This window comes from Lentzea aerocolonigenes, from assembly GCF_000974445.1.
Lineage (GTDB): Bacteria > Actinomycetota > Actinomycetes > Mycobacteriales > Pseudonocardiaceae > Lentzea > Lentzea aerocolonigenes.
This window is the reverse complement of sequence record NZ_BBOJ01000013.1, coordinates 25,054-48,928: the sequence shown is the minus strand read 5'-3', so window position 1 is coordinate 48,928 and position 23,875 is coordinate 25,054. Positions and strand designations below refer to the sequence as shown.

Genomic DNA, 23,875 nt, shown 5'->3' with positions numbered 1-23,875 from the left:
GTGGCGCTGGCGCAGGCGTGGTCCGTCGCTCTCTACGGCGTCGACGGCCTGGCCGTCGAGATCGAGGCCGACGTGGGCGTTGGCCAGCCCCGCACGCATCTCCTCGGGCTTCCCGACGCTTCCTTGCACGAGTCGAAGGAGCGGGTGAAGGCCGCTGTCCGCAACAGCGAGGAGGAGTGGCCGAAGCAGCGCATCGTGCTGGGTCTGTCGCCGGCGAACCTGCCGAAGGGCGGCAGCAGCTACGACCTGGCCATCGCCTGCGCCACCCTGGCCGCCGCCGGCTCGGTCCCGTGCGAGCGCCTGGCCACCACCGTGCTGCTGGGCGAGCTCGCCCTCGACGGCCGGATCCGCCAGGTCCGAGGTGTCCTCCCGTCGCTGCTCGCCGCCCGCCGCGCCGGCCTGCGCGCAGCGATCGTGCCGGTGGACGCCCTACCCGAGGCGTCCCTCGTGGACGGCCTCGAGATCCACGGCGCGCACACGCTCTCCGAAGCCCTCTCCTGGCTGAGGGCGGAGAACGTGGAGTTGCTGTCCCCGTCGGAGTCGGCCGAACCGCCGCTCCCGGAGGTCCCTGACCTGGCCGACGTGGTCGGCCAGCCGGAGGCACGCTGGGCGCTCGAGGTGGCCGCGGCGGGCGCCCACCACCTGCTGCTGACGGGCCCGCCCGGCACCGGCAAGACGATGCTCGCCGAACGCCTGCCGGGCCTGCTCCCACCGCTGACCCGCCAAGAAGCCCTGGCGGTGACCGCGGTCCACTCGGTGGCCGGCGTCCTGTCGCCCGACTACCCGCTGGTCGCGAGCCCGCCGTTCGTGAACGTCCACCACACGACGTCGATTGCGGCCCTGATCGGCGGCGGCAGCGGAATGGCGAAGCCGGGCGCGGCCTCCCGAGCCCACAAGGGCGTGCTGTTCCTCGACGAAGCGTGCGAGTTCGGCCAGAAGACGATCGACACCCTCCGCACGGCCCTGGAGGACGGCGAGGTCCGCATCCCGCGCCGCGACGGCATAGCCCGCTACCCGGCCCGCTTCCAGCTGATCCTGGCCACGAACCCGTGCCCGTGCGCGCCGCCGAAGGAGATCGACTGCATCTGCACCACCACAGTCCGCCGCCGCTACCAGGCCCGCCTGTCCGGCCCGCTGCTGGACCGCGTGGACCTCCGAGTCCGAATGCGAGCCACCACAGCCATGTCCAACGCCGACGCCACCCCACCAGAACCCACCGAGGTGGTCCGCGAACGAGTCCTCAAGGCCAGATCCCGCGCCGCCACCCGCTGGTCGGCTCACGGCCACACCTGGCTGACCAACGCAGTGGTCCCAGGCCCGGCCCTACGCCGAGAGTTCGCCCTCCCACGCCCCACCACAGCACTCCTGGACCGAGCCCTCGCGACCGGCGCCCTGACGGGCCGAGGCGCCGACCGCTGCCTACGCGTCGCCTGGACCCTCGCCGACCTGGCCGAAGCCGACCGCCCAACCCCAGACCACGTAGCCGCAGCCCTCAGCTTCCGAGAACGCCGAACCCCAACCTAACCGCACCCCACGGCCCACCCCGCACTCCGCCGACCCACGCGACCCCCTGCCGACTCACGCCGCACCCGTCGGCCTGCGCGGCACCCGTCGGCCTGCGCGGCACCCGCTGACCTGCGCGGCATCCTGCCGACTCACGCCGTGCTCCGTCGGCCCACGCGACCCCCTGTCGACCCACGCCGTGCTTCGTCGGCCCACGCCGCACCCGCCGGCCCACGCGACCCCCTGCCGACCCACGCCGTGCTTCGTCGGCCCACGCCGCACCCGCCGGACTGCGCGGCACTCTGCCGACTCACGCCGAACCCACGGCCCCCACCCCGCGCTCCGTCGGTCTGCGCCGCACTCGCCAGCCTGCGCCGCACCCACAGACCCACGCCGCCCGATCGGCTCACGTCGCACCCGTCGGCTCACACCGCACCCGCAGGCGCGCCGCCCCCACAACTCCACACCGGACCCACCGACCTCCACCGCCCCCACAACTCCACACCGCAGCCACCGACCCACCGACCCATCGACCCACGCCGCCCCATCGACCTACGCCGCCCCATCGACCTACGCCGGACCCCGCCTGCCCTTGCCCCATCCCGCCGACCCGCGCTCCACCCACAGGTGCCCACCACAGACGCATACCTCACCCGCAGGCGCGCCTCCCCACAACGCCACACCGCGCCCGCAGGCCCCACGCTGGCCCCCACAGGTGTACGTCGCATCCCGCAGGTGCGTGCCCCACCCACAGGCACATCTCTCACCTGCGACTTAACGGCCCACGCTCCACCTGCGGCTCCACCACACCCGAAGGTGCCCGCATCACCGTCCCCCGCCGACTCCAGCCACCTCTTCCCTCGAAGCCGACCCAAGCCGCCAGGCGCGAAGCCCTGAAGGCCCCGATCCCGCGCCCGGCTCCAGCCGAGCAGGCGCTCGTCCACCCCCCGCGAGCGCCTGCTCACCCACCAGCACACAGCCCGACCGACACCGAGGCGCTGCCGGCCCGCCACGACCCATGCACCACCGGCGGCCCGCGTGCCCTGCCCCAGTCATCCAGAACCGACCCCCGAAGCTGCCGGGCGCGGAGTCCCACTCCCGCTCCGCGCCCGGCACCCATCCCAACTGCGACACCCAAGTCGCCGGACGAAGAGCCTCGAGCCTCGGCTCGCGCCCGGCCATCGAGCGGGCCGCTCGCCCCTTCCCCAGCGGGCGGCCCGCTCACCCCGCGCCCTCCAGCCCACCGGACCGGCTCCCACCCCGCGTCCGGTGTCGAGCGGGCCGTCCGCCCTTCCCAAACCGGGCGGCCCGCTCACCCTCCGCGTCCCGAACAGGAACCCGACCATGACCTCGCTTCTCGTCCCAGCCGTTGCCTCAGGCCTTCTTGCGCCGCTGCATCTGCCGTGCACCGTTCGCAGGCGCTCCGCCGGCGCCAGCCCACCGAACCCGTGGCGGCCAGATCCGTGGCATCGGTGGTTGCCCTGGTGGTGGTTTCGGTGATGTCTCCTCCGACTGATGCCGTCCGCCTGGCCAGGGCCTACCTCTCCCGCGTGGCCGAGCCCTTCCCCGCGGCGCTTGCGGCTCTGGTCGCTCAGGTCGGGCCGGTCGAGGCCGCGGAGCTCGTGCGGGCGGGTGAGGTGTCGCCCTCCGTTGCGAGTCAGACTTCTGCTCGCCGGGCCGAGGAACGCGCTCATGAGGACGTCGAGCGCATTGCCAAGATCGGTGGGCGGCTGGTCATCCCCGAAGACGACGAGTGGCCGCGGTGGCCCTTTGTGGCGCTGGCCAATGCGCGGCGGGCTGGTGGTGAGCCGCTCGCGTTGTGGGTTCGGGGGCCGCACGACCTGGCTGCGGCTGCGGACAAGGCCGTGGCGATCGTCGGGTCGCGGGCTGCCAGCGGGTACGGCGAGCACGTTGCCGCCGAGTTCGCGTACGGGTTGGCGCAGGCTGGTGTGACCGTCGTGTCCGGTGCGGCGTACGGGATTGATGGCGCTGCTCATCGCGGTGCGCTCGGGGCCGGCGGGTTGACCGTCGCGGTTTTGGCGTGCGGGGCCGACTTCGCTTATCCCGCTGGGCATCAGGGACTGCTCGGCAAGATCGCGCGAGAAGGGCTGATCGTCAGTGAGTACGCGCCGGGCGTGATGCCTGCGCGGCATCGGTTTCTCACTCGCAACCGACTCATTGCCGCGTTGGGTGGTGGCACCGTTGTCGTGGAGGCCGGGAGACGCAGTGGGGCCAAGAACACCGCTGCGATCACGCTTGCGCTGGGGCGGCAGTTGATGGTGGTGCCTGGGCCCGTGACGTCCGCCAGTTCGGTCGGGTGTCACGAGTTGTTGCGGGACGGGCAGGCCGTGTCGGTGAGCTCTGTGGCCGAGATTGTGGAGTCGGTGGGGCGGTTCGGGGACGACCTCGCCACCGAGCCCGCTGAGAAGGAGAGCGAGCTCGGGGCGCCGCACGGGGAGGCCATGCGCGTGTACGAGGCCCTGGGCAAGCGGTGCGGGGTCAGTGACGAGGTCGTGTCGGTCGAGTCCGGAGTGCCGTTGGAACGGGTTCGGGCTTTGTTGCCCGAGCTGGAACTCGCCGGACTGGCGCTGCAGGCCGACGAGGGCTGGCAGAAGCTGGAGGTGCGGTGATCAGCTGACGTGGATTCCCAGGTCCGCCGAACCAAGCCTGTCCACTGTGGACTGAAGGGTGCGAGGTTCGGTCGAGCGGTGCGGAGGACGTGACCTGTGGCTTCGCTTTCTTCATCGGGAGGTGTCGCCGGCCTCGTTCCGGGTGTCGGTGTCCTGGTCGTTGTCGCGCAGCACGAGAGCGGCGATCACGGCGTCGGCGAGGGCTTCGGCCTTCTGCTGCTTCATGCCCAGTGAGAGGGCGCGTGCGAGTGCGATCTGGCGCACTTCGGCCAGTTGGCTCGTGGTGAGCGGAGTCGACGGCAGCTCGAGAGGCTTGAGCTGCTTGCCGCGCAGCTTGCGCCACGCCTTGCGCATGGCGCTGCCAGTGCCGTCTCGCACGGCTTTGCCGACGCTGTCCGAGACCGCGGTGATCACGCTGCCGGACACGAGGGCGATCACCGGGGTCGCCATCGCGACGATGTCGCCCAAGCCGAAGCCCAGGGGGTCGTCGTAGGCGCGGCGCAACCTGCGTTCCGCCTGCTTGGGGCTTTCCAAGTAGGGGGCCGCGACCACGTCGAACGAAGGCAGCTCCTCTGGAGCGATCTTGCGCACGACTCGGCGGGCGAGCTCGTCGGCTGTTCGGACGGTGGTGCTGGCTACCATCGCTACTCCGAAAGGTGATCTGTGCGGGCCACCAAACCCCTGGTCGTCACAGGGAGTTGAAACGTTATCGTGTTCGCTCTCATGAGAGCGCTCTCAAATGGCGCGGGGGTGTGGCGATACTTGACCAAACGCCCCGACTGGCGCAGCGTCTTGGCCTATGTCCCCGCCGCCGCATGGTCGGACACGTCGTGTCGATCTCGTTCGCCTGCGCGAAAAACTGCCGGCGTCCGTCGCAGACGTGTTGCGGCAGTACGAACGGCACTTGACGTTGGAGCGTGACCTGTCACCGCACACCGTGCGTGCCTACGTCGGTGACGCTGTGGCGTTGCTGGGACATGTCGCCGGGAATAACCCTGATGAAGCCGACATCGGACGCATCGACCTGACGAGCTTGCGGTCCTGGCTTGCCGCACAACGCACTGCGGGTGCCAGCCGCACGACGCTCGCACGGCGTGCCGCAGCTGCGCGGACGTTCACCGCGTGGGCACATCGTGGTGGCCACCTGGCTACGGATCCGGGTCCTCGGCTCGCTGCGCCGCGGCCGCACCGGACGTTGCCGTCCGTGTTGCGCGCGGACCAGGCGAAGGATGCGATGGCCGCCGTATCCTCCGGTGCTTCCGAGGGCGACCCGGTTGCGCTGCGTGATCAGGCCGTGGTGGAGTTGCTGTACGCCACAGGTATCCGCGTGGCCGAGCTCTGTGGTCTTGATCTCGACGACGTGGACTACTCCCTAAGGGTGATTCGGGTTCTGGGCAAAGGTGGACGCGAGCGCAGCACGCCGTTCGGCGTGCCGGCTGAGCGAGCGCTGCGCCGGTGGCTCGACGAGGGGCGAAATGCCCTGGTAGCACCGGATTCGCCACCGGCTTTGTTCCTCGGCGCCCGCGGCGGCCGGCTGAACCAGCGAGCCGTTCGGACTCTGGTGCACGAGGTCGTCGCCGTGGTACCGGATGCGCCGGACATCGGGCCGCACGGGTTGCGCCACTCCGCTGCGACCCATTTGCTGGAAGGAGGAGCGGACCTGCGCACCGTCCAAGAACTGCTTGGTCACGCTACGCTCGCAACGACTCAGCTTTACACACACGTCACTGTCGAACGGCTGAAGGCGATCCATGACCGAACCCACCCCCGTTCCTGACACCCCAGGGGGAGGATCGCGTACGGCGACCGTGCCCCCTGAACCCGTCCTGCCCGCACCTTCGACGATGCAGGCGAGCAACGGGCAGCGTCAGAACGGCGCGCCGCGCACCGAGGCGAGTCCCGAGCCCGGTGCCGACACGCATGTCAACGGCACTCCCGCAGCCGTTCCGACTGCCGTGACGCGCGCGGATGTCAGGTCTGGTGACGACGTCGAGGCCGGCATCGTCGCGCTGTGGCGCAGCTACGGCGAGTCCCGTGATCAGGGTCAGCGCGACCGCCTGGTGCTGCACTACGCGCCGCTCGTCAAGTACGTCGCCGGTCGCGTCGGCACGGGCCTTCCAGCCCACGTGGACGTGGCCGATCTGATCCAGTCCGGCATCTTCGGCCTGGTCGACGCGATCGAGAAGTTCGAGCCGGAACGCGGCCTCAAGTTCGAGACCTACGCCATGCAGCGCATCCGCGGCGCGATCCTCGACGACCTGCGCTCCCAGGACTGGGTGCCGCGCTCGGTCCGCAGCCGCGCCCGCGACGTGGAGCGCGCCCTCGAACGCCTCGGCGCCAAGCTGCAGCGCACGCCCACCGACCGCGAGCTCGCCGCAGAGCTCAAGATCGGCCTGGCCGAGCTGCGCGAGCTCTACGGCCAGCTCCAGCTGACCAGCGTCGTCGCCCTCGACGAGCTGATCGCCCCGAACAAGGGCGGCGCCTCCCTGGCCGAGTCGTTGCCAGACGACGATGCGGAAGACCCGGTGGCGAGCCTCGTCGACCAGGACAGCCGCCGTCAGCTGGCCGACGCGATAGCCCAGCTCGCCGAACGCGACCGCGTGGTCGTGACCCTCTACTACTTCGAGAACCTGACCCTCGCCGAGATCGGCAAGGTCCTCGGCGTCACCGAGTCCAGGGTCTGCCAGCTGCACACCCGCGCAGTCCTGCGCCTGCGCACCAAGCTCAACGAGCAGTCCGAGGCCTGACCAGAGACCGCCCGAACACTGAAATCGGGCCTTCAAACCTCCTTCCGCCGCTTGCGACGGCTAATTCACTCGAACGGGTGGCCGTTGGAGCAGCTCCAACCACAGGCCGTGGCGCAAGCGCGTGCGGGCCGAAGGCCGGGAGCAGGTGGGCCCGGAGCAGGTGGGCCGGGAGGCGGTCGGTGAGCGTTGCCACCTCCCGGCACCTGCCGGGCGCTGCGGCGCACAACGGGGTCGCGCCGCGATCAACCGCCGGGACAGCGGCGGGAAGCGCCCGATCGGACCGCCGTGCGACGTGACGGGTCGCCGCGTGGCGGAGGTCTGGCCGGCTGAGGTCCGGCTGGCTGAGCTTTGGCTGGCGGAGGTTGGGTGCCGCGTCCGCCAGTGGCGGCTGGTTGTCGGTGGCGGCAGGATTGTTGGGCCGTACTGATCGGGTTGCGGCGTTGTGGGAGTGGGCGCAGTCGCTGGGGGCAGCCGTCGCGCGTCGCCGCTGTGCCATTTGACGGGCGACGGCGGTTGGGGCGGGCGCTGTGCGTGGGTCAGCCGCCTCGGGCTGGGGGTGCGGGGCCCAGCGGTAGGAGGCGTACTCGGCCCGTCGAGACCAGGCGTAGCGGGTCCAGGTACTCGTGGCCTCGGCGGGCGCCCCAGTGCAGGCAGGGCGATGGGCAGTGGCCCTCTTGCAGGTGGCCGATCACCTCGCCTCGGCGGACCTGGCGGCCGGTGGTGACTGCGGGGTCGACGGGTTCGTAGGTCGTGCGCAGGTTGCCGCGGTGTTCCAGGGACACCAGCGTGCGGGCGGCTACTGCGCCTGCGTGGATCACCACTCCGTCTGCTGCGGCCAGGACTGCTGTGCCCGCTGGGGCGGAGAGATCTACGCCTCGGTGGCCTGGGCCGAAGGGTGACGTGGGGGCTTGGTATGCGCGCACCACCGGATGGGGCGGGGGCAGGGGCCAGGTGAAGCGGGTGATGGGTGTGGGGGGCAGGAGGGTTGTGAGGAGCAGGGCGGTGGGGAGGAGGGGCATGGGTTCACCGTGGGGGATGGGGCACCCCGGGGACCAGCGGTGATCGGGGAACTGTGGATTACTCGCCGGTTGTGGACAACTACCCCGGGCGAGATGGGGGCGATTCGAAGTTTGTCGGGGGTGGGGAGTAGACTTTTGGGTGCGTCCCGTCTGTGCGCGGGACGACTTCGCGTGCCAACGCAGATCCGACCGGCTGATTTCAGCAGGGTCGAGTCACGACGTCCGACGGTCCTGACGGTGCAGAGATGCTCCGCGGGTGCGGACGGCGGCCACGGCACCAGGGCTGAAGGCCGACCGGCCGGAGGCGTCAACCGAACCGACGCGCAAAGGCGAGACCTGGCGCGTCCGACAGATGAGGTGCGAACCGGCCATGGCCGTCGTAACCATGAAGCAGCTGCTCGACAGCGGCGTGCACTTCGGGCACCAGACCCGGCGCTGGAACCCGAAGATGAAGCGCTACATCTTCACTGAGCGCAACGGCATCTACATCATCGACCTGCAGCAGACGCTGACCTACATCGACCGGGCTTACGAGTTCGTCAAGGAGACGGTCGCGCACGGCGGGTCGATCCTGTTCATCGGCACGAAGAAGCAGGCGCAGGAGGCCATCGCCAACGAGGCGCTCCGCGTCGGCATGCCCTACGTGAACCAGCGCTGGCTGGGCGGCATGCTCACCAACTTCTCGACGGTGCACAAGAGGCTTCAGCGCCTCAAGGAGCTCGAGTCGATGGAGCAGACCGGCGGCTTCCAGGGTTTCACCAAGAAGGAAATCCTGATGATGAACCGCGAGAAGGACAAGCTGGAGCGCACGCTCGGCGGTATCCGCGACATGTCCAAGGTGCCCAGCGCCGTGTGGATCGTGGACACCAAGAAGGAGCACATCGCGGTCGGTGAGGCTCGCAAGCTGAACATCCCGATCGTGGCGATCCTCGACACGAACTGCGACCCGGACGAGGTCGACTACCCGATCCCGGGCAACGACGACGCGATCCGTTCCGCCGCCCTGCTGACCAAGGTCGTGGCCGAGGCCGCCGCCGCCGGTCTCATGCAGCGCTCCGGCGCCCGTCGCGACGCCGCCGAGGGCCAGGACAAGCCCGAGGTCGCCGCTGACGAGCCGCTGGCGGAGTGGGAGCAGGAGCTCCTCACCAACACCACGGCCGAGGCCCCGGCCGAGCAGCCCGTCCAGTCCTGATCTCCCCCACGCGGCGCCCGCGACCAGCGGGCGCCGCGTGACTCAAGCGCGTACATCGCAGAAGGAAAACGATGGCGAACTACACCACCGCGGACGTCAAGAAGCTCCGCGAGCTGACCGCCGCCGGCATGATGGACTGCAAGAAGGCCCTGGACGAGGCTGACGGCGACTTCGACAAGGCCGTCGAGATCCTGCGCATCAAGGGCGCCAAGGACGTCGGCAAGCGCGCCGAGCGCACCACGTCCAACGGCCTCGTCGCCGTCAAGGACGGCGCGATGGTCGAGCTGCGCTGCGAGACGGACTTCGTGGCCAAGAACGCCGACTTCATCGCCCTGGCCGACGACATCGTCGCGATCGCCAAGGCCAACAAGGTCGCCGACGTCGAGGCCCTCAAGGCCGTCGAGGTTGACGGCAAGACCGTGGACGCGCTGGTCCAGGAGTTCTCCGCCAAGATCGGCGAGAAGCTCGAGCTGGCCAAGGCCGTCGACTTCGACGGCACCGTCTCGGTCTACCTGCACCGTCGTGCCGCCGACCTGCCGCCCGCCGTCGGCGTGCTGGTCGAGTACACCGGCGACAACGCCGAGGCCGCCAAGGGTGCCGCGATGCAGATCGCCGCGATGCGCCCGAAGTTCGTCACCCGTGACGAGGTTCCCGAGGAGCTCGTCGCCAACGAGCGCCGCATCGCCGAGGAGACCGCTCGCGAGGAGGGCAAGCCCGAGGGCGCGCTCCCCAAGATCGTCGAGGGTCGCGTCAACGGCTTCTTCAAGGACGTCGTGCTCCTCGAGCAGGCTTCCGTGACCGACAGCAAGAAGACGGTCAAGGCTCTTCTGGACGAGGCCGGCGTGACGGTGACCCGTTTCGCTCGGTTCGAGGTCGGCCAGAGCTGATTCGCATGAGGGCGGGGTTGCAAGCACCGGCGACCCCGCCCTTGGCGTGTCTACAGACTTCCCAATGGCGCGAGGAGAAGGACCTGTGAGCGAAGAAGGTAGCCACGGCTACAGCCGGGTGATGCTCAAGCTCGGTGGCGAGATGTTCGGCGGTGGTGGCGTCGGTGTTGATCCCGACGTCGTCCAGACAGTCGCCAAGCAGATCGCGGCCGTCCACAAGTCCGGCGTGCAGGTGGCCGTCGTGATCGGTGGTGGCAACTTCTTCCGCGGGTCCGAGCTCCAGCAGCGCGGCATGGACCGTTCGCGCGCCGACTACATGGGCATGCTCGGCACGGTCATGAACTGCCTGGCGTTGCAGGACTTCCTGGAACGCGAGCACGGCATCGACACCCGCGTGCAGACGTCGATCCAGATGACGCAGGTCGCCGAGTCCTACATCCCGCGCCGCGCGATGCGCCACCTCGACAAGGGCCGCGTCGTGATCTTCGGCGGCGGCGCCGGCCTGCCGTACTTCTCCACGGACACCACGGCCGCCCAGCGCGCGCTGGAGATCGGTTGCGAGATCGTCCTGATGGCCAAGGCCGTCGACGGCGTCTACACGGCCGACCCCAAGATCGACCCCGACGCGTTGATGTTCGACAACATCACCCACCGCGAGGTGCTGGAACGCGGCCTCAACGTCGCCGACGCCACGGCCTTCAGCCTCTGCATGGACAACAACATGCCGATCCTCGTCTTCAACCTCCTCACCGAGGGGAACATCGCGCGCGCGGTGCGTGGTGAGAAGATCGGAACTCTGGTCAGCACCCCCGGTGGCCGCCCGGCCTTCTAGACCTGGTGGGATCTGACCAGGACCGGGATTTGGGCACGCAAACGCAGAGCAAGGAGCAGTCGTGATCGACGAGACCCTCCTCGACGCCGAGGAGAAGATGGAAAAGGCGGTTTCGGTGGCGAAGGAGAACCTCGCCTCCGTTCGAACCGGTCGTGCGACTCCCTCGATGTTCAACCGAATCCACGTCGACTACTACGGCTCGCCCACGCCGCTGAACCAGATGGCCAGCATCAGCGTGCCTGAGGCGCGGATGGCGGTCGTGAAGCCGTACGACGCGAGCCAGCTGAACGCGATCGAGAAGGCGATCCGGGACTCCGACCTGGGCGTCAACCCCGGCAACGACGGCACCGTGATCCGCGTCGTGATCCCGCAGCTCTCCGAGGAGCGCCGCCGGGACATGGTGAAGGTCGCGAAGGCCAAGGGCGAGGACGCGCGCGTCTCCGTCCGCGGTGTCCGCCGCAAGGCGAAGGAAGAGATCGACAGGCTCGTCAAGGACGGCGAGGTCGGCGAGGACGACGGCGCTCGTGGTGAGAAGGAGCTCGACGCTCTCACCCACAAGTACACGGCGCAGGTCGACGAGCTCGTGAAGCACAAGGAAGCCGAGCTTCTCGAAGTCTGATGTTCCTGAAGGTTCGCCCGGCCGAGTCACGGCAGGCGTAGCAGCCCTGGCCGGGCGGAGGTCGTGATGGGAGCACAGGTGGCAGGCGGTCCGACGGACGTGCCCGCGTCGAAGCCGTCGCGCGCGGGACGTGACCTGCGTGCGGCGATCCTGGTCGGCGTCGGGCTCGGCGCCCTGGTCATCTTGTCGCTGCTGACCGTACGCCAGACCTTCATCGGCATCGTCGCGGCAGCCGTGGCGGTGTCGACGTGGGAGCTGACGAACGCCTTCAAGAAGGGCGGCATCAACGTCGCCCTGTGGCCCGCGCTCATCGGCGGTCAGGCGATCATCTGGCTGTCCTGGCCGCTGGAGCGCGCCGGCATGATGACCGGGTTCGTGGTCACCGTGCTGGTGTGCATGATCTGGCGGTTCCGCGGCGGTTCCGACGGCTACCTGCGCGACCTCAGCGCGTCCGTGTTCACCGTCGCGTACATCCCGGTCTTCGCGTCGTTCGCGGCCATGCTCGTCGTACCCGAGGACGGTGCGGGTCGCGCGTTCGCGTTCCTCATCGGTGTCGTGCTGTCCGACGTCGGCGGCTACGCGGCCGGTGTCTTCCTCGGCAAGCACCCGATGGCGCCGACGATCAGCCCGAAGAAGTCCTGGGAAGGCTTCGCCGGCTCGATGGTCGCGGGCATGGTCGGTGGCGCGATCACCGTCACCACGCTGCTCGACGGCCAGTGGTGGCACGGTGTCCTGTTCGGCGCGGCACTCGTCATCACCGCCACCGCGGGCGACCTGGTCGAGTCGCTGATCAAGCGCGACCTCGGCATCAAGGACATGGGCACGCTGCTGCCCGGCCACGGCGGACTGATGGACCGGATGGACTCGCTCCTGCCGTCGGCCGTCGCCTCCTGGCTGCTGCTGCACCTGTTCGTGCAGTGACGGTTTCCGCGCAACGCCGCAACTAGTGGTTGTGAGAGACCACGAGGCAATGGCGGCGTTCGAGCGGATCTACCGCAACAACGTCGGCGCGATCACCCGGTACTTCGCCAGGCGGTGCGTTGAACCGCAGCTCGTGGCGGACCTGACGGCGGACACATTCGTCCGTGCGATCACGTCGTTCCCGACGTTCGACTCTTCGAGAGGCACGGCGGCCAGCTGGCTGTACGGCATTGCCCGCAAGGCCTTCGCCGCACACAGCGAACAGTCGGCTCGGGGCGCCGAACTGGTGCGCCGGGTCGGCGGCAGGCGGGAGCTCGGCCGCGATGAGCTGGCCGAGCTGGAGGCGCGGATCGACGCCGAACAACGCGGCCGCCTGCTGCTCGAACGGCTGCGGACGCTGCCCGAGATCGAACGGGAAGCGATCGAGCTCGTGCACCTCGATGGTCTCGCACCCAAGGAAGCGGCCGAAGCGCTCGGCGTGCCGAAAGGGGCGATGCGGTCTCGGCTGTACCGCGCCATGGCACGCCTGCGCGATGACGTGGAGGTGCACGCAGATGAGCAAGTTTGAGGACAACCTGTGGGCTGAGCTGCAGCAGGAGCACGGACAGACGCTGCTGCGGAACATGACGAGGCGGCAAAGCCGGCGCACGAAGCGATGGATCGTCGCAGCAGCAGCGGTCACCGTTCTAGGAACTGGTGCGTTGGCCGCATCGGCCTACTTCGGTGGCGCGCCACCCGCGTACGCCGTGGTCGACAACCCGGACGGATCGGTGACGTTGACCATCCGGGAGCTGGAGCGGTTCGACGAGGCCACGGCGAAGCTGCGCGAGCGGGGTGTTCCGGCGATCGCGGTGGGGTTGCGGCAGGACTGCGTGGAAACCGGGCGCTCGCTCGACGTTCCCGTGGCCGCGGTGGACTTCGAGTTCACCAAGGAGGCGTCCAAGATAACGATCACGCCTGGTCGCATCCCCGTGGACGCCACAGTGGTGCTCGCGACGGCGAACGAGGGTGACCACTGGATCGTCACCGGTGGGGTCTACGCGCGTGACCAGCTGCCGGGTTGTCTGCCCAAACGCGTGCGTTAGTCGTCGTAGGGGTCGTCCACCTCGGTGCGCGGCTCGGCCTCGATCACTCGGGACGGGTCGATCACCGAGAACGCCATTCCCGCGTGGTCCTCGACCACGGTGATGCGTCCGTACGGGGTGTCGTAGGGCTCGACGGTCACCCGGCCGCCGAGCTCCAGCACCCGGTACGCGACCGAGTCGATGCCGATCTCGGGAGCGGCGTTGAAGTACACCATCCAGTGCGAACGTTCCCCGTACGGGAACTCGCGGCCCATCTTCTGACGCCCGATGACCTCGGTGCCCTCGACGGACCACGTCGCGTAGTCCAGCCGGTGCCCGTCGCCGATCTGCGTGATGTCGTAGTGGCAGAGCTCGCCGAAGAACTCGTCGGCTGCTGCGCCGTCACGGGTGTTCAGCTCGGCCCACGCGTAGGCGCCGTGCCCGCCCGTGCCGAAGCGCCAGTCCGGTGGCACGTGACGGAACCCGACCACGGCGCCCGTCGGGTCCGCGATCACGGTGCTCTGCGTGTGGTCGGCGGCGTCCTCGGGGTTGCGCAGCACTGATCCGCCGAGGTGGAAAGCCTTCTCCGCAGTGGCCCTCGCATGCGGCGTGACCAGGTACAACCGCCACGGTTCCGGGTCGCCCTGCGGCAGTCCGGCGACGGGGATGCCGTCGACCATCGCCACGGTGTAGCCGGCGTCGTCGGCGTAGTGCCAGCCGAACAGGCCGGTGTAGAACTCGATCGCCGCTTTCAGGTCGTCGACGGTTCTCTCGGCCCAGCAAGGACTTCCCGCGAGCAACGGCGCGAGCTGGGGCGTGTTGGGCGCGATCGACACTGCCGCCTCCTGCAGGGGAGAGATGCGATCACGCTACGCCGTAACTGGACGAATTCGAACTGTCACCTGCAAATCGAGGCCCTACAGTGTCTTCGTGAGGGGATTCGTGCGGGCGGCGCTCAACGCGGTGCGTCCGGCAGACGTCGTGCCAAGTCCGAACATCTGGCACTGGCCCGACGTGTATGAGGTCGAGAACCGCGCGCAGGACGTGCACGGTGCGATCTGGGCGGCGATACGCGAAGAATGTCCGTTCGCCGGGGTGGACGTCGTCGACATCGGGTGCGGCGACGGCTTCCACCTGCCGATCTTCGGCTCGGCCGCGCGGTCGGTCGTCGGCGTCGAACCGCACCCGCCGCTCGTGGTGCGCGCGAAGAACCGCGTGGCGTCGCTGCCGAACGTCCGCGTCGTCTCCAGTCCCGCGCAACGGTTGCCGCTCGACGACGCCTGCGCCGACGTCGTGCACGCCCGCACCGCGTACTTCTTCGGCCCTGGCTGCGAGCCGGGGCTGCGCGAGGCGGACAGGGTGCTGCGGCCGGGCGGTGCGATCGCGATCGTGGACCTGGACGGCGCGGCCTCGCCGTACGGGCCGTGGCTGTGCGCGGACGAGCCGCGCTACGACCCGTCGGCGGTGGAGAAGTTCTTCGCGGACAACGGTTTCTCGCTCACCCGGGTCACGGCGGAGTGGCGTTTCGACAGCCGGGAGGACCTGGAGGCGGTGCTGCGCATCGAGTTCTCCGCCAAGGTCGCGGAACGCGCGATCGCGTCGGTCGGCGGGTTGAGCTTCCCGGTCGGCTACCGGCTGCACGTGCGCCGCAAACCGAAAGGGCTGATCGTGTGAGCGCCTCAAGTGCGACGGCGGACTAGGCTCTGGTTCGTGGAGAAGCGAAACGCAGGCAGGTTGAACCGCCAGGTGGGCGTCGTGGGGCTGGGTTGCTGGCAGCTCGGCGCCGACTGGGGCGAGGTGGACGAGAGCGAGGCGCTCGCGCTGCTGCACGCCGCCGCCGACACGGGTGTCGACTTCTTCGACACCGCGGACGTGTACGGCGACGGGCGCAGCGAGACCCTCGTCGGCCGCTTCCTCAAGGAGCGCAAGGACGACGGCGTCTTCGTCGCCACGAAGATGGGACGGCGGCTGCCGGCGCAGGTCACTGAGGGGTACAACCGGGAGAACTTCCTCGCGTGGAACGACCGGAGCCGCCGCAACCTCGGTGTCGACACGTTGGACCTCGTGCAGCTGCACTGCCCGCCCACGCCGGTGTACAGCCGCGACGAGGTGTACGACACGCTGGACGAAATGGTTGAGCAGCAACGGATCGCTGCCTACGGCGTGTCCGTGGAGAAGGTCGAGGAGGCGCTGGAGGCGATCAGGCGTCCGCACGTGGCCAGCGTGCAGATCATCCTGAACGCGTTCCGGCTCAAGCCTCTCGAGGAGGTGCTGCCGGCGGCGGCCGAGGCGGGGGTCGCGATCATCGCGCGGGTGCCTCTCGCGTCCGGGTTGCTGACCGGGAAGTACGACAAGGCAACGACTTTCGGCGCGGACGACCACCGCAACTACAACCGCAACGGCGAGGCGTTCGACGTCGGCGAGACCTTCTCCGGGGTCCCCTACGACGTTGGCCTGGAGGCCGTCGAGCGGTTGCGGCCGCTGGTGCCGGAGGGTGCCACGATGGCGCAGTTCGCGTTGCGCTGGATCATCGACCAGCCCGGTGTCACGGTCGTGATCCCCGGTGCGCGCAACGTGGAGCAGGCGCGGGCGAACTCGCGGGCCGCGGAACTCCAGCCGGTTGACGAGAAGGCCGTCGCGGCGGTGTACGACGAGCTGATCCGGCCGCACGTGCACGACCGGTGGTAGGTCACTCCTCGGCGAGGATGGCGTAGAGCTTGCGGCGCAGCTCGTTGTAGAGCTCGGCCGCGCGCGCCTTCTGCTCTGGCGTGCCCGCGTGGGAGATCTGCTCCATCGCGCTGCCGAGCAGCGTGATCGCGGTGCGCAGCTCGCCGTCGACCGGGTCGAGCTGGATGTCGATGTCGCGCCAGGGCGGGGCCGTGTGCTCCGTCCTGCCGTGCTCGGTGAGGGTGAACAACCGCTTGCCTCCTTCTTCCTCCGCGGAGATGAGGCCCTCGTCGGCGAGCATCTGCAGCGTCGGGTAGACCGACCCGGGGCTCGGGCTCCACACGCCGCCGGTGCGCCTGGCGATCTCCTGAATGATCTCGTAGCCGTGCATCGGCCGTTCTGCCAGCAAGGACAGGACGGCCGCCCGGACGTTGCCGCGCCTCTGGCGGCCGCCCCTGCCACCGCCTCTTCCTCCGCCCCCGAAGGGACCGCTGCGGTGCCTGTGGTGGTGCTCTCTGTGGTGTGGTTTCATCATCATGTCGTTAACGATATATCGGAAGCTATCGCGATGCAACGGTCTTGTGTTGCCGAAGTTCGTGGGACACTAGATGTGCTATGACCTCGCTTCCCCTTGTCTTCGACGCGCCCAAGCGCGGCCTGCCGCCGCGCCACCTGGTCGACCTCACGCCGGCTCAGCGCGCTGAGGCCGTTGCCGCTCTCGGCGAGAAGCCGTTCCGCGCCAAGCAGCTGTCGAACCACTACTTCAGCCGCCTGACCGTCGACCCGGCCGAGATGACCGACATCCCGGCCACCTCGCGCGACAAGCTCGTCGCCGACCTGATGCCGCCGCTGTTCACGGTCGTGCGCAAGGTCACCACCGACGAGGGGACGACGGCCAAGACGCTCCTGCGCGCGCACGACGGCACGCTCATCGAGTCGGTCCTGATGCGCTACCCGGACCGCGCGACGCTGTGCATCTCGTCGCAGGCGGGCTGCGGCATGGCGTGCCCGTTCTGCGCGACCGGCCAGGGCGGCCTGCAGCGCAACCTGTCGACCGCGGAGATCGTGGACCAGGTGCGCCTGGGCGCCGCGGCGATGCGCGACGGCGAGCTGCCGGGCGGTCCCGGCCGCCTGTCGAACATCGTGTTCATGGGCATGGGCGAGCCGCTCGCGAACTACAAGCGCGTGATCGAGGCGGTGCACCGGATCACGGCTCCCGCGCCGGACGGGCTGGGCATCTCGCAGCGCACGGTGACCGTGTCGACGGTCGGGCTCGTGCCGGCGATCAAGAAGCTGACCGAGGAGAAGTTGCAGGTCAGGCTCGCGGTGTCGTTGCACACGCCGGACGACGAGCTGCGCAACACGCTGGTGCCGGTCAACACGCGCTGGGACGTCGCCGAGGTGCTGGAGGCGGCGCGGGGGTACGCGGACCAGACGGGGCGGCGGGTGTCGATCGAGTACGCGCTGATCCGGGACATCAACGACCAGGGGTGGCGTGCCGACCTGCTGGGCAAGAAGCTGCGCAAGCACCTCGGGCAGCTGGTGCACGTGAACCTGATCCCGTTGAACCCGACGCCGGGGTCGAAGTGGGACGCGTCGCCGAAGCCGGTGGAGCGGGAGTTCGTGCGGCGGGTGCGGGAGCAGGGTGTGGAGTGCACCGTGCGGGACACGCGGGGGCAGGAGATCGCGGCTGCCTGTGGGCAGCTCGCTGCTGAAGGGTGATTGGTCACCTCAGCCAGTTGAACCAGCTGCCGTCGAAGTGGTTGTCGAGGGTCTCCTGCGACACCGCTCGGGTGCTGACCCACGAGAGCTGAGGCTCAGTCACATCGCAACCGCGCAACACCCCGAGCACTTCCGGCAGGAGCGGATCGGACTGCTTCAGCTGCCTGAACTGCTCGTCGGTTTCGGTGACGAGCAGGAACGACCAGCCGCCTGGTTGTGGGAACGCGCCGCGGGGGATGATCTCGCGCACGCCGTGATCGGGCAGGCCCTCGCTGAGACGCAGCCGGATGCGGTCGATCTGATCTTCGTTTGTCACGTCGTCGATGGTGGCAGGGCGATCGAATCAGTGGAGTGGTTCGCGGGAAGCGTGACCACTGCTCGGCTCTCCTGCCGGGTCTGCGCCTGGAGAACCGACACGGGAAACTGCGCCGCGAGACCGTGCGGCTACCATGCGGCGTCGTGGGGGAACCGACGAGACTGGTCGCGGGCCGGTACGCGACGATCAGAGAACTCGGCCGGGGCGGCATGGGGGTCGTCTGGCTGGCCGAGGACCGGGTCATCGGACGGCAGGTCGCGCTCAAGGAGCTGCGGACCACCGAGACCGACCGCGTGTTGCGCGAGGCCCGCACGGCCGGGCGGCTGAACAGCCCGAACGTCGTCGCCATCTACGACGTCATCGTCGAGGACGGCGTCACGTACCTCGTCATGGAGCTCGTCGAGGCGCCCACGCTGTCCGAGGTGATGACCCGCCAGGCCCTCACCGAGGACCAGGTCGCCGACATCGGCCTGCAGACGCTGAACGCGCTGGAGGTGGCGCACGCGGCGGGCATCGTGCACCGGGACGTCAAGCCCAGCAACATCATGGTGTTGCCCGATGGCCGGGTGAAGCTCGCGGACTTCGGCATCGCCCGCGTGATGGACGATCCGGGTCTGACGGCGACCGGCGGCATCATGGGCTCGCCCGGTTACATGGCGCCGGAGTTGTTCGCCGGCAAGCATCCTTCACCGGCGAGCGACCTGTGGGCGTTGGGCGCCACCATGTTCCACGCGGCTGAGGGGCGCGCGCCTTTCCACCGCGACACCACCGCGGCCACCATGCACGCGATCATGTACGAGGAGCCGGTTCTCCAGCGCACCAGGGGGCCGCTCGGCGACACGATCATGGCGTTGCTCGCCCAGGACGAGACGCGGCGGCTCACGGCGGACCAGCTGAGGGAACGGCTCAGCGGCCGCACCACGGTGGTCAAGCCGCTCACGGTGTCCGAGCAGACCGTCGTCATCGAACCGGTCACCACCTACGTCGCGCCGAACACGCCGACGCACGCGGACTGGGACGAGAAACCCAAGTCCCGCAAGAAGATCGGGGTGTTCGCCGGTGCCGCGGCCGCGCTGGTGGTGATCGCGCTCGCCGCCGTGTTCCTCCTCAAGCCGGAGACCCAGCCGGGTGCGGCCGCCGCGCAGCAGCGACCCAGCTCCGAACAGCCGCCGTCGAGCACCACGTCCAGTGCGCCGTCGAGCAGCAGCGCGGCGCCGAGCAGCAGTGCCGCGCCGTCCAGTTCCTCGGTGAGCAGCTCGAAGCCCACCCAGACCACGCAACCGGCGGCCCAGCCGCCGACGAGCCAGCCGAAGCCGCCGCGCAAGACGCTCGTGCTGAACCGGCACCTCAAGAGCGGCACCTACCACTTCAGCGGCACGCCGTCCGTGGGCACTCCCGCGGGGTTCAACGTCGAGTTCAGCATGGGCAAGCTGGCGGCCGAGCCCGAACCGGGCACCAAACCCCTGTACGCCTGCCGCATCAACAACTCCGAAGACCACATGACGTCGGTGTCCTCGACCTGCGAGGGGCAGACGGTGCTCGGGACGCTCGGCTACGTCTTCACGGAGAAGCCGTCCGACGCCCCGTCGCTGCCGCTGTACCGCTGCCTGTTCAACGGCACCCACTTCGACTCGAACCAAGCGAACTGCGAGGGCTACAAGCTCGAGTTCCAGTTCGGGTGGACGATCCAGTGAGCTAGCGGGCGGGCTCCAGCCCCAAGGGCTCCGCGGCGTCGAACGTCTCCCGGGCCTGCGCGACCGACTCGTAGTTGCGCTGCGCCCACGACCGCAGTGCGGCCAGCGGCTCGGTGACACTGCGCCCGAGCTCGGTCAGCTCGTACTCGACGCGCAACGGCACCGAGGGGTACACCGTGCGCGTGACGAGCCCATCGCGCTCCAACGTGCGCAACGTCTGGGTGAGCATCTTCTGGCTGACGCCGTCCAACCGCCGTTTGAGCTCACCGAACCTCTTGGGCCCCTCTTCCAGTGCACCGATCGCCAACGCCGTCCACTTCGACGCGACCATGTCCAGCAGGTCGCGGCACGGGCACATCTTGAGGTAAACGTCCCTGATCACGACTAGTTTCTATCAGGTACCTAGTGCACAAACTAGTGCCTAATTGCCAACGGAGACCAGATCCCTGAGGCTTACCAACCATGCGAGCGATCACCCAGAACGAGTTCGGCGGCCCGGAAGTCCTCACCCTCACCGAGGTGCCCAAGCCCTCACCGCTTCCGACGGAGGTGCTGGTCAGGGTGCACGCGGCCGGCATCAACCCGGTCGACTGGAAGACCCGCGCGGGCGGCGGCATGGCCGGCCTGCAGGCGTTCCCGCTGGTCCTCGGCTGGGACGTCTCGGGTGTCGTCGAGGAGGTCGGTTTCGGTGTGACGACGCTCAAGCCCGGCGACGAGGTCTACGGCATGCCGCGCTTCCCCCACGCTGCGAGTGCCTACGCCGAGTACGTCACCGCGCCGTCCCGCCACTTCGCGAAGAAGCCGAAGGGTCTCACCCACGTCGAGGCGGCAGGCCTCCCGCTCGCGGCGCTCACCGCGTGGCAGATCCTGGTCGACACCGCTGACGTGCAGCCTGGGCAGAAGGTGCTGATCACGGCCGCGGCGGGCGGCGTCGGCCACCTCGCGGTGCAGATCGCGAAGGCCCGCGGCGCGCACGTCATCGGCACCGCGCGCGAACCCAAGCACGCGTTCCTGAAGGACCTCGGCGCCGACGAGGTGATCGACTACACGAAGACGGACTACGCCGGCACCGACGTCGACGTGTTCGTCGACCTGGTCGGAGGCGCCTCACCGGACTCGGTGCGTCCCGGCGGTCTGTTCGTCGGCGTGCCGTCCGGAGTGGACAGGCCGATCCGCGACGACATCAGGACCAGCCCGATCCTGGTCGAACCCGACCGCGCCGGGCTGGAGGCGATCGCGGCACTGGTCGAGAGCGGCGAGCTCAGGGTGCACGTCGACGCGACGTTCCCGCTCGAGGACGCCGGAAAAGCGCATGCCCTGGGCGAGACGGGTCGCACCCAGGGCAAGATCGTGCTCGAGGTCTAGCTAGCGGCGCCAGGGCTTCTTGCGGCGCGCGGCGTCCCACACCAGCAGTGCGATGATCACCACACCGGTGGCGACGAGGTAGATGTTCTCCGTGTTGCCGTGGTGGTTGCCGATCAGCATGAGGAACACGAAGATCGCGGAGAGCCAGCCGGCGATGCGCGTGCCCTTGGGCAGCTGGCCGTGCCAGCCCCACTCGTGCGACGGCTCCTCGTGAGGGTCGACGGCAGGACGCTTGTCCAGTTCCGAGGACGAAGCCACGGTTTCCTCCACTGCTCATCCGGATTACGAGGTCATCGTCGCACATGTGGGTGCGCTCGGATGTGTGAGGTCGCGCGCGCACGACTTACCGGCCAGGTCGCGTGGCGTCTACGCTCAGCGCTGCCACTCCCGTCCGATCTTGCGAAGGCGCCTCGACTTGACCGGCTTCTCTCCCGCTGAGGCCTCCACCCCGGACACGTTCGCTCCCGTCGAGATCGGTCTCCACGGGGTGCGCAAGCGCTTCTCCGACCAGGTGGCGGTCGACGGCATCTCGCTCGACGTCCACGAGGGCGAGTTCTTCTCGGTGCTCGGCCCGTCCGGCTGCGGCAAGACCACGGTCCTGCGCATGATCGCCGGGTTCGTCGACCCCGACGAGGGCCGCATCGAGCTCGACGGCAACGACATGGTGGGCGTCCCTCCGTACCGGCGGGACGTCAACACCGTCTTCCAGTCGTACGCGCTGTTCCCGCACATGTCCGTGTGGGACAACGTCGCGTACGGCCTCAAGCGCAAGAAGATCCGCGGTGACGAGCTGAAGAGGCGCGTCGGCGAGCACCTCGAACTCGTGCGCCTCTCCCAGTTCGCCAAACGCAGGCCCGCGCAGCTGTCCGGCGGTCAGCAGCAGCGCGTCGCCATCGCCCGTGCGCTCGCCGCCGGTCCGCAGCTGCTGCTGCTCGACGAACCTCTCGGTGCGCTCGACGCCAAGCTCCGCAAGGAGCTGCAGATCGAGCTGATGCGCATCCAACGTGAGGTCGGCACGACGTTCCTCTACGTCACGCACGACCAGGAAGAGGCGCTGGTCCTCTCGCACCGCATCGCCGTGATGAACGCGGGCAGGATCGAGCAGGTCGGTTATCCCGAGGACGTCTACGAACGCCCCGCCACGAGGTTCGTCGCCGGGTTCATCGGCACGTCGAACATCCTCGACGCCGAGGTGTCCGGTGTGGACGGTGAGTTCGCCGAACTGACCGCTCCCGGTGCGACGCGGTTGCGCGCCCGGTTCTCGGGCAGCGTCGGCCACGGCCGGAAGGTCGCCGCGACCGTCCGCCCGGAGAAGGTCCACCTCTTCAACACCACCGCCGAGCCACCGGCTGGCTGGTGCGTGCTCCAGGGCGTCGTGCACGACGTCGTCTACACGGGCGTTTCGACCCAGTTCGTGGTGGACACCCCCGGTGGCGAGCTGGTGGCGTTCGTGCAGAACGCCCAGCGCATCGACGACGCGGGCGCGCCGGGACAGCCGGTGCGGATGGCGTGGGACCCCGAGTTCACCGTGCTGCTGGAGAAGGCTGATGACTGACGACAAGATCCGGATCGCTCGGCTGTGGGACGTCGACAGCCCTCGGGTGACCCGGCGCACGATGCTGGGCTCGATGACCTTCTTCGCGCTCGCCGCGTGCGGTGTCGGTGAGGCGCCGTCGAACAGCGGCGGGTCGACCTCGGCCGCCAAGGCCACGAACCTGAAGAACGAGCCCAAGCTCAACTTCTACAACTGGACCGACTACATCGCGAAGGACACCCTGCCGGGCTTCCAGACCGCGACCGGCATCCAGGTCACCTACGACAACTTCTCCACCAACGACGAGATGGAAGCCAAGATCGCTTCCGGCTCGGCGGGCTACGACCTGGTGGTGCCTTCGGACAACTTCCTGCGCCGCTTCCTGCGTTCCGGCCTGGTGCAGCCGCTGGACCACTCGCTGCTGCCGAACCTCAAGAACCTGGAGAAGCGGTTCGTCGAGGCCGACTACGACGCCGGCAACAAGTACTCCGTGCCGTGGGCGTGGGGCACGACCGGTCTCGCGTACTCGAAGTCGCAGATCGGCGGTGACGTCACCGGGTTCTCCGCCTACGACCTGCCGAACGCCCAGGGCCGCAGCTCGATCCTCGACGAGGCCCGCGACGGCATGGCGCTCGGCCTGCTGAAGCTCGGCCACGACCCGAACACCACCGACCAGAAGCAGATCGACGACGCGGCGAACTTCCTGCTGTCGTTGAAGAAGAAGCTCGGCCAGATCACCTCGGACGTGATCGAGCCGCTGACCTCGGGCCAGGTCCGGCTCGCGCAGGCGTACTCCGGTGACGCGTTCCAGGCCCGCGCGGCCAACGAGGACGTCGGTTACGCCATCCCCGCCGAGGGTGGACTGTCCTACGTGGACCTCCTGGTCATCCCGAAGGACGCGCCGCACGCCGAGAACGCGCACCGGTTCATCGACTACGTCCTCGGCGCCGAAACGGGTGCCGCGCTGTCCAACGCCGTGCGCTACGGCAGCCCCAACGCCGCCGCGAAGCCGTTGATCGACAAGGAGCTGCTGAACGACCCGCTGGTCTACCCGTCGGAAGAGCAGCTCAAGAAGCTCCCGTTCACCAAGGACCTCGGTGGCGACGTCGAGGCGAAGTACGCCGACGCGTGGACGAAGGTCAAGACCGGCTGACGGGAAAGGT

At 69.1% G+C, this 23,875-nt stretch carries 25 protein-coding genes; 18 read left to right on the top strand and 7 right to left on the bottom strand.

Features of this window, described 5'->3' with window-relative positions; all coding sequences use genetic code 11:
* The gene (locus tag AOM45_RS24395) at positions 1-1,524 is read left to right on the top strand and encodes a YifB family Mg chelatase-like AAA ATPase (RefSeq protein ID WP_030468026.1); all 1,524 of its coding nucleotides are present in this window, start codon (positions 1-3) and stop codon (positions 1,522-1,524) included.
* Positions 1,525-3,002: 1,478 nt separating this feature from the next.
* Positions 3,003-4,133: a DNA-processing protein DprA gene (dprA, locus tag AOM45_RS24390; protein ID WP_030468027.1), complete on the top strand. Its 1,131-nt coding sequence runs from the start codon at positions 3,003-3,005 to the stop codon at positions 4,131-4,133.
* Positions 4,134-4,244: 111 nt separating this feature from the next.
* Here the strand turns inward: dprA and AOM45_RS24385 are convergent, their stop codons facing one another.
* The gene (locus AOM45_RS24385; protein ID WP_156093851.1) at positions 4,245-4,775 is read right to left on the bottom strand and encodes a hypothetical protein; all 531 of its coding nucleotides are present in this window, start codon (positions 4,773-4,775) and stop codon (positions 4,245-4,247) included.
* Positions 4,776-4,932: 157 nt separating this feature from the next.
* Between AOM45_RS24385 and AOM45_RS24380 the strand changes: the two genes are divergently transcribed.
* Together AOM45_RS24380 and AOM45_RS24375 are read left to right on the top strand one after the other, a co-directional pair.
* Positions 4,933-5,910 carry a tyrosine recombinase XerC gene (locus tag AOM45_RS24380; protein ID WP_051783489.1) on the top strand — a complete coding sequence of 326 codons (978 nt, stop codon included), beginning with the start codon at positions 4,933-4,935 and terminating at the stop codon, positions 5,908-5,910.
* A gap of 67 nt (positions 5,911-5,977) precedes the next feature.
* On the top strand, positions 5,978-6,880 hold the full coding sequence (locus tag AOM45_RS24375) for a FliA/WhiG family RNA polymerase sigma factor (protein WP_372497494.1): 903 nt from the start codon (positions 5,978-5,980) through the stop codon (positions 6,878-6,880).
* A 536-nt stretch (positions 6,881-7,416) separates the two neighbouring features.
* Here AOM45_RS24375 and AOM45_RS49790 read toward each other — a convergent pair.
* On the bottom strand, positions 7,417-7,899 hold the full coding sequence (locus AOM45_RS49790) for a M23 family metallopeptidase (RefSeq protein WP_081902160.1): 483 nt from the start codon (positions 7,897-7,899) through the stop codon (positions 7,417-7,419).
* A 370-nt stretch (positions 7,900-8,269) separates the two neighbouring features.
* Between AOM45_RS49790 and rpsB the strand changes: the two genes are divergently transcribed.
* The 7 genes from rpsB (at position 8,270) to AOM45_RS24335 (ending at position 13,435) form a co-directional block, all read left to right on the top strand.
* Positions 8,270-9,091, top strand: coding sequence for a 30S ribosomal protein S2 (gene rpsB / locus AOM45_RS24365; RefSeq protein ID WP_030468031.1), 822 nt, complete (start codon positions 8,270-8,272; stop codon positions 9,089-9,091).
* A 71-nt stretch (positions 9,092-9,162) separates the two neighbouring features.
* A complete protein-coding gene (gene tsf / locus AOM45_RS24360; protein WP_030468032.1) occupies positions 9,163-9,978 on the top strand; it encodes a translation elongation factor Ts in 816 nt (271 codons plus the stop codon).
* 64 nt (positions 9,979-10,042) lie between these two features.
* Positions 10,043-10,810 carry a UMP kinase gene (pyrH, locus tag AOM45_RS24355; protein ID WP_372497493.1) on the top strand — a complete coding sequence of 256 codons (768 nt, stop codon included), beginning with the start codon at positions 10,043-10,045 and terminating at the stop codon, positions 10,808-10,810.
* Between the two features lie 61 nt (positions 10,811-10,871).
* Positions 10,872-11,429, top strand: a complete 558-nt coding sequence (gene frr, locus AOM45_RS24350; protein WP_030468034.1) for a ribosome recycling factor — start codon at positions 10,872-10,874, stop codon at positions 11,427-11,429.
* Between the two features lie 66 nt (positions 11,430-11,495).
* Positions 11,496-12,350: a phosphatidate cytidylyltransferase gene (locus AOM45_RS24345; RefSeq protein WP_030468035.1), complete on the top strand. Its 855-nt coding sequence runs from the start codon at positions 11,496-11,498 to the stop codon at positions 12,348-12,350.
* Between the two features lie 49 nt (positions 12,351-12,399).
* A complete protein-coding gene (locus AOM45_RS24340) occupies positions 12,400-12,918 on the top strand; it encodes an RNA polymerase sigma factor (protein ID WP_051783491.1) in 519 nt (172 codons plus the stop codon).
* Positions 12,905-13,435, top strand: a complete 531-nt coding sequence (locus AOM45_RS24335; RefSeq protein WP_030468037.1) for a hypothetical protein — start codon at positions 12,905-12,907, stop codon at positions 13,433-13,435. Before AOM45_RS24340 ends, AOM45_RS24335 begins: the two co-directional genes overlap by 14 nt.
* Here the strand turns inward: AOM45_RS24335 and AOM45_RS24330 are convergent.
* Positions 13,432-14,250, bottom strand: coding sequence for a VOC family protein (locus AOM45_RS24330; protein WP_030468038.1), 819 nt, complete (start codon positions 14,248-14,250; stop codon positions 13,432-13,434). The genes AOM45_RS24335 and AOM45_RS24330 overlap by 4 nt on opposite strands.
* Before the next feature lie 94 nt (positions 14,251-14,344).
* Here AOM45_RS24330 and AOM45_RS24325 point away from each other — a divergent pair, with 94 nt between their 5' ends.
* Positions 14,345-15,088, top strand: a complete 744-nt coding sequence (locus AOM45_RS24325) for a class I SAM-dependent methyltransferase (protein WP_051783493.1) — start codon at positions 14,345-14,347, stop codon at positions 15,086-15,088.
* Between the two features lie 36 nt (positions 15,089-15,124).
* Positions 15,125-16,102 carry an aldo/keto reductase gene (locus tag AOM45_RS24320; RefSeq protein ID WP_030468040.1) on the top strand — a complete coding sequence of 326 codons (978 nt, stop codon included), beginning with the start codon at positions 15,125-15,127 and terminating at the stop codon, positions 16,100-16,102.
* A gap of 1 nt (position 16,103) precedes the next feature.
* Here AOM45_RS24320 and AOM45_RS24315 read toward each other — a convergent pair whose 3' ends face one another.
* Complete coding sequence (locus AOM45_RS24315; RefSeq protein WP_236703818.1) at positions 16,104-16,619, bottom strand: PadR family transcriptional regulator; 516 nt, start codon at positions 16,617-16,619, stop codon at positions 16,104-16,106.
* Between the two features lie 77 nt (positions 16,620-16,696).
* Between AOM45_RS24315 and rlmN the strand changes: the two genes are divergently transcribed.
* Complete coding sequence (rlmN, locus tag AOM45_RS24310; RefSeq protein WP_030468042.1) at positions 16,697-17,803, top strand: dual-specificity RNA methyltransferase RlmN; 1,107 nt, start codon at positions 16,697-16,699, stop codon at positions 17,801-17,803.
* A gap of 4 nt (positions 17,804-17,807) precedes the next feature.
* Here the strand turns inward: rlmN and AOM45_RS24305 are convergent, their stop codons facing one another.
* On the bottom strand, positions 17,808-18,119 hold the full coding sequence (locus AOM45_RS24305) for a hypothetical protein (protein ID WP_030468043.1): 312 nt from the start codon (positions 18,117-18,119) through the stop codon (positions 17,808-17,810).
* A gap of 143 nt (positions 18,120-18,262) precedes the next feature.
* Here AOM45_RS24305 and AOM45_RS24300 point away from each other — a divergent pair, with 143 nt between their 5' ends.
* A complete protein-coding gene (locus AOM45_RS24300; RefSeq protein WP_035910409.1) occupies positions 18,263-19,813 on the top strand; it encodes a serine/threonine-protein kinase in 1,551 nt (516 codons plus the stop codon).
* Between the two features lies 1 nt (position 19,814).
* Here the strand turns inward: AOM45_RS24300 and AOM45_RS24295 are convergent, their stop codons facing one another.
* Positions 19,815-20,171 carry a winged helix-turn-helix transcriptional regulator gene (locus AOM45_RS24295; RefSeq protein WP_051783531.1) on the bottom strand — a complete coding sequence of 119 codons (357 nt, stop codon included), beginning with the start codon at positions 20,169-20,171 and terminating at the stop codon, positions 19,815-19,817.
* Positions 20,172-20,275: 104 nt separating this feature from the next.
* Between AOM45_RS24295 and AOM45_RS24290 the strand changes: the two genes are divergently transcribed.
* The gene (locus AOM45_RS24290; protein ID WP_030468046.1) at positions 20,276-21,178 is read left to right on the top strand and encodes an NADP-dependent oxidoreductase; all 903 of its coding nucleotides are present in this window, start codon (positions 20,276-20,278) and stop codon (positions 21,176-21,178) included.
* On the opposite strand, the gene AOM45_RS24285 is transcribed toward AOM45_RS24290, so the two are convergent.
* Positions 21,179-21,436: a DUF2631 domain-containing protein gene (locus AOM45_RS24285; protein ID WP_030468047.1), complete on the bottom strand. Its 258-nt coding sequence runs from the start codon at positions 21,434-21,436 to the stop codon at positions 21,179-21,181.
* A gap of 157 nt (positions 21,437-21,593) precedes the next feature.
* On the opposite strand from AOM45_RS24285, the gene AOM45_RS24280 reads away from it, so the two are divergent.
* Complete coding sequence (locus tag AOM45_RS24280; RefSeq protein WP_030468048.1) at positions 21,594-22,733, top strand: ABC transporter ATP-binding protein; 1,140 nt, start codon at positions 21,594-21,596, stop codon at positions 22,731-22,733.
* On the top strand, positions 22,726-23,865 hold the full coding sequence (locus AOM45_RS24275) for an ABC transporter substrate-binding protein (protein ID WP_030468049.1): 1,140 nt from the start codon (positions 22,726-22,728) through the stop codon (positions 23,863-23,865). The genes AOM45_RS24280 and AOM45_RS24275 overlap by 8 nt, the downstream gene beginning before the upstream one ends.
* Positions 23,866-23,875: the final 10 nt, after the last annotated feature.

Bases quoted from the DNA above. Each gene is read 5' to 3' on its own strand.
- dprA (WP_030468027.1), top strand. From the start codon at position 3,003: ATGTCTCCTCCGACTGATGCCGTCCGCCTGGCCAGGGCCTACCTCTCC.
- AOM45_RS24385 (WP_156093851.1), bottom strand. From the start codon at position 4,775: ATGGTAGCCAGCACCACCGTCCGAACAGCCGACGAGCTCGCCCGCCGA.
- AOM45_RS24380 (WP_051783489.1), top strand. From the start codon at position 4,933: ATGTCCCCGCCGCCGCATGGTCGGACACGTCGTGTCGATCTCGTTCGC.
- AOM45_RS24375 (WP_372497494.1), top strand. From the start codon at position 5,978: ATGCAGGCGAGCAACGGGCAGCGTCAGAACGGCGCGCCGCGCACCGAG.
- AOM45_RS49790 (WP_081902160.1), bottom strand. From the start codon at position 7,899: ATGCCCCTCCTCCCCACCGCCCTGCTCCTCACAACCCTCCTGCCCCCC.
- rpsB (WP_030468031.1), top strand. From the start codon at position 8,270: ATGGCCGTCGTAACCATGAAGCAGCTGCTCGACAGCGGCGTGCACTTC.
- tsf (WP_030468032.1), top strand. From the start codon at position 9,163: ATGGCGAACTACACCACCGCGGACGTCAAGAAGCTCCGCGAGCTGACC.
- pyrH (WP_372497493.1), top strand. From the start codon at position 10,043: ATGGCGCGAGGAGAAGGACCTGTGAGCGAAGAAGGTAGCCACGGCTAC.
- AOM45_RS24345 (WP_030468035.1), top strand. From the start codon at position 11,496: ATGGGAGCACAGGTGGCAGGCGGTCCGACGGACGTGCCCGCGTCGAAG.
- AOM45_RS24340 (WP_051783491.1), top strand. From the start codon at position 12,400: ATGGCGGCGTTCGAGCGGATCTACCGCAACAACGTCGGCGCGATCACC.
- AOM45_RS24335 (WP_030468037.1), top strand. From the start codon at position 12,905: ATGAGCAAGTTTGAGGACAACCTGTGGGCTGAGCTGCAGCAGGAGCAC.
- AOM45_RS24315 (WP_236703818.1), bottom strand. From the start codon at position 16,619: ATGATGATGAAACCACACCACAGAGAGCACCACCACAGGCACCGCAGC.
- rlmN (WP_030468042.1), top strand. From the start codon at position 16,697: ATGACCTCGCTTCCCCTTGTCTTCGACGCGCCCAAGCGCGGCCTGCCG.
- AOM45_RS24295 (WP_051783531.1), bottom strand. From the start codon at position 20,171: ATGTGCCCGTGCCGCGACCTGCTGGACATGGTCGCGTCGAAGTGGACG.
- AOM45_RS24290 (WP_030468046.1), top strand. From the start codon at position 20,276: ATGCGAGCGATCACCCAGAACGAGTTCGGCGGCCCGGAAGTCCTCACC.
- AOM45_RS24275 (WP_030468049.1), top strand. From the start codon at position 22,726: ATGACTGACGACAAGATCCGGATCGCTCGGCTGTGGGACGTCGACAGC.